Here is an 8,232-nt window from a genome sequence, read left to right as displayed (position 1 = left end):
CCCAGGACACGCTGAATGAGGACTTTGCCGCCTGCTGGGATGCCCCAGGCGAGCGCGACAAGGCCGAGCGCCTGATGCGCCGCATGCAATTCCTCGACAAGCTCGCCCAAGAAGTGCGCCAGCTGGAAGAGCGCCTCGACGATTAACCCGGTGCTGCCCGTGATGGCACCTAAGGTATCAGATAAGCATGGCCCTACTGCAGATTGCCGAACCCGGTCAAACCCCTCAGCCGCACCAGCGCCGCCTGGCGGTGGGTATCGACCTGGGTACCACCAACTCTCTGGTCGCCGCACTGCGCAGCGGCCGTAGCGAGCCCCTGCCTGACGCGCAGGGCAACGTCATTCTGCCGTCCGCGGTGCGCTACCTCGAAGGGCGCAACGAGGTGGGGCAGGCTGCGCGCGATGCCGCGTCCATTGACCCGCTGAACACCGTGCTTTCGGTCAAGCGCCTGATGGGGCGCGGCCTGGCCGACGTCAAGCAACTGGGCGAGCAGCTGCCGTACCGCTTCATTGGCGGTGAGTCGCACATGCCGTTCATCGAAACGGTCCAGGGCCCGAAAAGTCCGGTGGAAGTGTCCGCTGACATCCTCAAGGTACTGCGCGAGCGCGCCGAAGCCACCCTGGGTGGCGAGCTGGTGGGCGCGGTGATCACCGTGCCGGCCTATTTCGACGATGCTCAGCGCCAAGCCACCAAGGACGCTGCACGCCTGGCCGGTCTCAACGTGCTGCGCCTGCTCAACGAACCGACTGCAGCTGCCGTGGCCTATGGCCTGGACCAGAATGCCGAAGGCGTGGTGGCCATCTATGACCTGGGCGGTGGTACCTTCGATATTTCCATCCTGCGCCTGACTGCAGGCGTGTTTGAAGTGCTGGCCACCGGTGGTGATACCGCTCTGGGCGGTGACGATTTCGACCATGCGCTGGCCAGCTGGATCATCGACCAGGCGGGGTTGTCGTCCGACCTGGACCCGGCCACCCAGCGGGCGCTGCTGCAAACCGCCTGCGCTGCCAAGGAAGCCCTCACCGACGCCGACGTGGTCAGCGTCAGCCATGGCGCCTGGCAGGGCGAGCTCAGCCGCGCCGCCTTCGAGGCCATGATCGAACCCCTGGTCGCCCGCAGCCTCAAGGCCTGCCGCCGCGCCGTGCGCGACAGTGGCGTCGAGCTGGAAGAAGTCAGCGCGGTGGTCATGGTCGGTGGTTCGACCCGCGTGCCGCGTGTGCGTGAAGCGGTGGGCGGATTGTTCGGCCGTACCCCGTTGACCTCGATCGACCCCGACCAGGTGGTGGCTATCGGTGCTGCCATCCAGGCCGACACCCTGGCCGGCAACCGCCGTGAAGGTGGCGAACTGCTGCTGCTCGATGTCATCCCGCTGTCGCTGGGTCTTGAGACCATGGGCGGCCTGATGGAGAAGGTGATTCCGCGCAACACTACCATTCCGGTGGCGCGTGCCCAGGAGTTCACCACGTACAAAGATGGCCAGTCGGCCATGATGATCCACGTGCTGCAGGGCGAGCGCGAGCTGATCAGCGACTGCCGCTCGCTGGCGCGCTTCGAGCTGCGCGGCATTCCGGCGATGGTTGCCGGCGCGGCGAAAATCCGCGTCACCTTCCAGGTCGATGCCGACGGCCTGCTCAGCGTCGCGGCCCGCGAACTGGGCTCGGGCGTGGAAGCCAGCATCCAGGTCAAGCCGTCCTATGGCCTGACCGACGGCGAAATCGCCCGCATGCTCAAGGACTCGTTCGAACACGCAGGTTCCGACAAGCATGCCCGCCAGTTGCGCGAGCACCAGGTGGACGGCGAGCGCCTGCTCGAAGCGGTACAGGGCGCCCTGGACGCCGACGGCGAGCGCCTGCTGAGCAGCGACGAGCGCGACGCAATCGAATTCCAGATGCAAGAACTACGTGATTTGCTGGCCGGCACCGATGGCGCAGCCATCGAGCAACAGACCAAGCGTCTGTCGCAGGTGACCGATGCATTTGCCGCCCGTCGCCTTGATTCGACGGTCAAAGCCGCACTGGCCGGGCGCAACCTGAATGAGATCGAGGAGTAATCGATGCCGCTGGTGACATTCCTGCCGCATGAGAAGTTCTGCCCCGAGGGGCTGACCGTGGAGGTGCCGACCGGGACCAACATCCTGGAACTGGCCCACGACCATCACATCGAGATGGAAAGCGCCTGCGGCGGCGTCAAGGCCTGCACCACCTGCCACTGCGTAGTGCGCAAGGGTTTTGATTCGTTGGAAGAAGCCGACGAGCTGGAAGAAGACATGCTGGACAAGGCCTGGGGCCTGGAGGCGCAATCGCGCCTGGGCTGCCAGGTGGTCGTGGCTGATCAGGACCTGACCATCGAGATCCCCAAGTATTCGCTCAACCACGCTGCTGAAGCGCCGCACTGAGGATCGCGCATGAGTCTGAAATGGGTTGATGTACTTGAGATCGCCATCCAGCTTGCAGAAAGCCGGCCGGACACCGATCCTAGATATGTGAATTTCGTCGATCTGCACCGTTGGGTGCTGGCTTTGCCAGAGTTCAGCGACGATCCGTCACGCGGCGGTGAGAAAGTGCTCGAGGCCATCCAGGCGGCCTGGATAGACGAAGCCGACTAAGCGTGACACTGCAGGTTAGGCAATCCCCTGGAACCCGCGTATAATTCGCGGGTTTAATTTTTCGTAACACTCAAATTCTGGAGTTTTCCATGGCTGTTCAACGTACTTTCTCGATCATCAAGCCTGACGCTGTTGCCAAAAACGTCATCGGCAAGATCACCACCCGCTTCGAAGACGCCGGCCTGAAAATCGTTGCCTCGAAAATCAAGCAACTGTCCAAAGCCGAAGCCGAAGGCTTCTACGCCGAGCACAGCGAGCGCGGCTTCTTCGGTGACCTGGTTGCTTTCATGACTTCCGGTCCGGTTGTTGTTCAGGTGCTGGAAGGCGAGAACGCCATCGCCAAGAACCGTGAGCTGATGGGCGCTACCAACCCTAAAGAAGCTGCTGCCGGCACCATCCGTGCTGACTTCGCCGAGTCGATCGACGCCAACGCCGTACACGGTTCGGACTCCGAAGCTGCTGCTGCTCGCGAAATCGCTTACTTCTTCGCTGCTACCGAGGTAACCACTCGCTAAGCGAAAGCTTACGGGTGAGGGTGAATCCATGACGACATCTACTGGCAAAATCAACCTGTTGGGTCTGACCCAGCCGGAAATGGAACAATTCTTCGACTCGATCGGGGAAAAACGCTTCCGTGCCGGCCAGGTGATGAAATGGATTCACCATTTTGGCGTGTCCGATTTTGCGGCCATGACCAACGTCGGCAAGGTCTTGCGCGAAAAGCTCGAGGCCGTTGCCGAAATTCGACCACCGGAAGTGGTCAGTGAAGACATTTCCGCCGACGGCACCCGCAAGTGGGTGATCCGCGTTGCCTCCGGCAGCTGTGTCGAAACCGTCTACATACCTACCGACGACCGCGGCACGCTCTGCGTTTCGTCGCAAGCCGGCTGTGCCCTGGACTGCAGTTTCTGCTCCACCGGCAAGCAAGGCTTCAACAGCAACCTCACCGCCGCCGAAGTGATTGGCCAGGTGTGGCTTGCGAACAAATCCTTCGGGACCGTTCCTGCCAAAGTCGACCGCGCGATTACCAACGTGGTGATGATGGGCATGGGCGAGCCCCTGCTGAACTTCGACAACGTCATCGCTGCCATGAAAATCATGATGGATGACCTGGGCTATGGCATTTCCAAGCGTCGCGTGACCCTGTCCACCTCGGGTGTGGTGCCGATGATCGACGAACTGGCCAAGCACATCGACGTGTCGCTGGCCCTGTCGCTGCATGCACCGAACGACGAGCTGCGCAACAAGCTGGTACCGATCAACAAGAAGTACCCGCTGAAAGTGCTGCTGGAATCGTGCATGGGTTACATGGCCACCCTGGGTGGCAAGCGTGTCCTCACTGTCGAGTACACCCTGCTCAAGGACGTCAACGACCAGCCCGAGCATGCCGCACAGATGGTCGAGCTGCTGCGCGACGTGCCGTGCAAGATCAACCTGATCCCGTTCAACCCGTTCCCGCATTCGGGCTACGAGCGGCCAAGCAACAACGCCATTCGTCGCTTCCAGGACCTGCTGCACCACGCTGGTTTCAACGTCACCACCCGCACCACCCGTGGCGAGGACATCGACGCCGCCTGTGGCCAGCTGGTTGGCCAGGTCAACGACCGCACCCGTCGCAGTGAGCGCTACATCGCCGTACGTCAGCTTTCCGCAGACGTCGAGCTGCAAGACAGCGCCGCCAGCCACTGACCGGGACGTTGCCCATGAGCCTGCGCGCCGCGCTGTCGATCCTTGCGCTTTTGCTGCTGGCCGGCTGCGTGTCGGGTGGCAAGGGCGACCCCCTGGCCAGCCGCCAGGGCAGGGCAGAGGCAGGGCGGGCGTATGTGCAGCTAGGCCTGGGTTATTTGCAGCAGGGTTTGACCGAGCAGGCCAAGGCGCCGTTGGGCAAGGCCCTGGCCCTGAATGAGCGGGATGCCGACGCCCACGCCGCCCTGGCGCTGGTGTTTAAGGCCGAGGGGGAGCCAGCGCTCGCCGAAGCGCACTTTCGCAAGGCCCTGCAAATAAACAGCGCCAGCACGCGAATGCGCAACAATTACGGCAGTTTCCTTTATGCTCAGGGGCAATTTGCCGAGGCCGAGCAGATGTTTCTGCTGGCCAGTGCCGATACCCTGTATCCTGAGCGTTCACGCGTGTACGAGAACCTGGGCCTGACTGCCCTGAGGCTCGATCGCCGCGACCAGGCGCACACGTATCTGCTCAAAGCTTTGCAACTCAACCAGCGGCAACCGAAAGCGTTGCTGGAAATGGCTGAGTTGTCCTACGAAAACAGGCATTATGTGCCGGCCCGGGACTACTACGATCGTTTCAGCCAGTTGAGCGACCACGACGCCCGTAGCCTGCTGCTGGGTAGCCGCCTTGCCAGGGTATTCGACGAGCAGGGCACATTGGCCGAGCTTGGCCAGCAATTACAACGACTTTATCCCGGTACGCCGGAATATCAGCAATACCTGTCGGAGCAACGATGAACGCCGCGCATCCCGAAGTAGCAGTAGCGCCTGGCCAGAACCCCGGTGAGCTTTTGCGCCTGGCCCGTGAGAAACGGGACTGGTCTCAAGCCGAGGTGGCCCGCAAGCTCAACCTCACTGTCAGTTCGTTGAACCACGTGGAAACCGGCGCCTTCGACAAGCTGCCCGGGCATACTTTCGCCCGTGGCTACATTCGCGCCTATGCCAAGCTGATGGACATGGACCAGGCCGCCCTGGTCGACGCCTTCGACCGCTACACCGGTACCCACGCCAAAGGCAGTGACGTGCATTCGCTGGGCCGTATCGAAGAGCCGGTACGCCTGTCGCACAACATCCTGCGCGGCGTCAGCCTGCTGCTGCTGGTGGTCGTGGTCGGTGGCGGGTTCTTCTGGTGGCAGGACCAGGGCAGCCTGCGTGGCAAGGACCTGGCCAAGATCGCCCTGGAGCACGTCGAAGTCGAAAGTGCCGACGGCACCACCCAGATTCACCCGCTCGATGAGCCTGAAGACCAGGCCGTCTCGGTTGGCCAGCAGCCCGAAAGCGCGCCGCTGTCGCTGGAACAGGGCGCCGACGGCCAGCCTGCCGCTGCCGCCGAGCAGGCACCTGCCAGCCCTGCGCCAAGCGTTGCCGCAGCGCCTGCTCAACAGGCCCCCGAGCAAGCAGCACCTGCTGCGACCCCGGCACCTGCTACCCCGGCGCCTGCCCCTGTTGCGCCCGCTGCCGTCGCGCCGGCGCCAGCCGTGGCCGCCGCCGAGCCTGCCGCAGTGCCGGCAGGCAGCGCCAAGGTCGCGATCCAGTTCGTCGCCGATTGCTGGACCCAGGTCAGCGACGGCAACGGCAAGGTGCTGTTCAGCGCCATCAAGCGCAAGGGGGACAACCTCGAGCTGACCGGCAAGCCGCCGTTCGCGGTACGCCTGGGCTTTGCCCGTGGCGCCCAGGTCAGCTACAACGGCCAGCCCGTCGATGTTGCCCCGTTCACCAGTGGCGAGACCGCTCGCCTGAAGTTGGGACAGTAAGTCATGCACGGTGAATCTCCGATCAAACGTCGCGAATCCCGCAAAATATGGGTCGGCAATGTGCCGGTGGGTGGTGATGCGCCCATCGCGGTGCAGAGCATGACCAATACCGACACCAACGATGTGGCCGCCACCGTCGGGCAAATCCAGCGCCTGGTCGATGCCGGCGTGGACATCGTGCGGGTCTCGGTACCTGACATGGACGCCGCCGAAGCGTTCGGCAAGATCAAGCAGCTGGTCAGTGTGCCGCTGGTCGCCGACATTCACTTCGACTACAAGATCGCCCTGCGTGTGGCCGAGCTTGGCGTCGATTGCCTGCGTATCAACCCGGGCAACATCGGCCGTGAAGACCGTGTGCGGGCGGTGGTCGATGCCGCGCGTGACCGTGGTATTCCGATCCGTATCGGCGTCAACGCCGGTTCCCTGGAAAAAGACCTGCAGAAGAAGTACGGCGAACCGACCCCAGCCGCGCTGGTCGAGTCGGCCTTGCGGCACGTCGAGCACCTCGACCGCCTGGACTTCCAGGACTTCAAGGTCAGCGTCAAGGCCTCCGACGTGTTCATGGCCGTCGAGGCCTACCGCTTGTTGGCCAAACAGATTGTGCAACCGCTGCACCTGGGCATCACCGAAGCCGGTGGCCTGCGGTCGGGGACGGTGAAATCCGCCGTCGGCCTCGGTATGCTGCTGGCCGAGGGCATCGGCGATACCATCCGCATTTCGCTGGCGGCCGACCCGGTCGAAGAAGTGAAAGTCGGCTACGACATCCTCAAGTCGCTGCACCTGCGTTCGCGTGGCATCAACTTCATCGCCTGCCCGAGCTGTTCGCGGCAGAACTTCGATGTGGTCAAGACCATGAACGAGCTGGAAGGGCGCCTGGAAGACCTGCTGGTGCCGCTGGACGTAGCGGTGATCGGTTGTGTCGTAAACGGCCCCGGCGAAGCCAAGGAAGCCCATGTCGGCCTGACCGGCGGTACGCCGAACCTGATCTACATCGATGGCAAGCCGGCGCAGAAGCTGACCAATGACAACCTGGTGGATGAGCTGGAAAAACTCATCCGTCAGAAGGCCGCCGAAAAGGCCGAAGCCGACGCGGCGCTGATCGCCCGTGGCTGACACACAGAATTCGTAAGGACTATTCGTGAGCAAATCGCTGCAAGCCATCCGTGGCATGAACGACATCCTGCCAGAACAGTCGCCGCTGTGGCGCTACTTCGAAGGCACCGTGGCCGGGCTGCTGGACACCTACGGGTACAGCCAGATCCGCACGCCGATCGTCGAGTTCACCGAGCTGTTCAAGCGCTCTATCGGTGAAGTTACCGACATCGTCGAAAAAGAGATGTACACCTTCGAGGACCGCAACGGCGATTCGCTCACCCTGCGCCCTGAAGGTACCGCCGCTTGTGTGCGTGCCGTGCTCGAACATGGCATCACCGGCAACGGCCAGGTGCAGAAGCTGTGGTACATCGGCCAGATGTTCCGCCACGAGCGCCCGCAGAAGGGCCGCTATCGCCAGTTCCACCAGATTGGCGTGGAAGTGTTCAACCTCGATGGCCCGGACATCGATGCCGAGCTGATCATGCTGACCTGGCGCCTGTGGGGCCTGCTTGGCATCCAGGACGCGGTCAAGCTCGAGCTCAACAGCCTGGGTACCAGCGAAGCCCGTGCGCGCTACCGTGATGCGCTGGTCGAGTTCCTCTCGGCGCGCCTGGAGCAGCTGGATGAAGACAGCCAGCGCCGCCTGAAGAGCAACCCGTTGCGCATCCTCGACAGCAAGGACCAGAACACCCAGGCCGTGCTGGTCGGCGCGCCGAAGCTGGAAGACTACCTGGACGAAGAATCGCGCGTGCACTTCGAGGGCCTCAAGGCTCGCCTGGACGCCGCCGGCATTCCGTTCGTGATCAACACCAAGCTGGTGCGTGGCCTGGACTACTACAGCAAGACCGTGTTCGAGTGGGTCACCGACAAGCTCGGCGCCCAGGGCACGGTGTGCGCCGGCGGCCGCTACGACGGCCTGGTCGAGCAGATGGGTGGCAAGCCGACCACGGGCGTCGGTTTCGCCATGGGTATCGAGCGTCTGATCCTGCTGCTGGAAACCCTGGGCAAGGTACCTGCGTCCATCAGCCGTCAGATCGACGTCTACCTGTGC

General features: G+C 63.0%; 9 protein-coding genes and 1 pseudogene. All 10 read left to right on the top strand.

The features are described from left to right. Positions 1–146: pseudogene (hscB, locus tag HP547_RS17875) on the top strand (co-chaperone HscB); the annotation flags it as partial. Positions 147–187: 41 nt separating this feature from the next. Further along, a complete protein-coding gene (gene hscA / locus HP547_RS17870) occupies positions 188–2,050 on the top strand; it encodes a Fe-S protein assembly chaperone HscA (protein WP_172286980.1) in 1,863 nt (620 codons plus the stop codon). Positions 2,051–2,053: 3 nt separating this feature from the next. Beyond that, positions 2,054–2,395: an ISC system 2Fe-2S type ferredoxin gene (gene fdx, locus HP547_RS17865; RefSeq protein ID WP_172224159.1), complete on the top strand. Its 342-nt coding sequence runs from the start codon at positions 2,054–2,056 to the stop codon at positions 2,393–2,395. Positions 2,396–2,404: 9 nt separating this feature from the next. Further along, positions 2,405–2,605 (top strand): Fe-S cluster assembly protein IscX, encoded by a 201-nt coding sequence (gene iscX / locus HP547_RS17860; protein ID WP_172224156.1) that lies wholly within the window; start codon positions 2,405–2,407, stop codon positions 2,603–2,605. An 89-nt stretch (positions 2,606–2,694) separates the two neighbouring features. Beyond that, complete coding sequence (gene ndk / locus HP547_RS17855; RefSeq protein WP_172224153.1) at positions 2,695–3,120, top strand: nucleoside-diphosphate kinase; 426 nt, start codon at positions 2,695–2,697, stop codon at positions 3,118–3,120. Positions 3,121–3,148: 28 nt separating this feature from the next. Next, positions 3,149–4,294, top strand: a complete 1,146-nt coding sequence (gene rlmN, locus HP547_RS17850; RefSeq protein WP_172224149.1) for a 23S rRNA (adenine(2503)-C(2))-methyltransferase RlmN — start codon at positions 3,149–3,151, stop codon at positions 4,292–4,294. 14 nt (positions 4,295–4,308) lie between these two features. Next, positions 4,309–5,070: a type IV pilus biogenesis/stability protein PilW gene (gene pilW / locus HP547_RS17845; protein ID WP_172286979.1), complete on the top strand. Its 762-nt coding sequence runs from the start codon at positions 4,309–4,311 to the stop codon at positions 5,068–5,070. Then, positions 5,067–6,086, top strand: a complete 1,020-nt coding sequence (locus HP547_RS17840) for a RodZ domain-containing protein (protein WP_172286978.1) — start codon at positions 5,067–5,069, stop codon at positions 6,084–6,086. The genes pilW and HP547_RS17840 overlap by 4 nt, the downstream gene beginning before the upstream one ends. Before the next feature lie 3 nt (positions 6,087–6,089). Further along, on the top strand, positions 6,090–7,199 hold the full coding sequence (gene ispG, locus HP547_RS17835; RefSeq protein ID WP_110744926.1) for a flavodoxin-dependent (E)-4-hydroxy-3-methylbut-2-enyl-diphosphate synthase: 1,110 nt from the start codon (positions 6,090–6,092) through the stop codon (positions 7,197–7,199). Between the two features lie 25 nt (positions 7,200–7,224). Beyond that, a partial coding sequence (hisS, locus tag HP547_RS17830; protein WP_172286977.1) for a histidine--tRNA ligase occupies positions 7,225–8,232 on the top strand: 1,008 nt, incomplete at its 3' end.

Origin of the sequence: Pseudomonas sp. CM27 (assembly GCF_013179515.1) — a bacterium.
GTDB lineage: Bacteria > Pseudomonadota > Gammaproteobacteria > Pseudomonadales > Pseudomonadaceae > Aquipseudomonas.
This window is presented reverse-complemented; position numbering and strand designations above follow the sequence as displayed.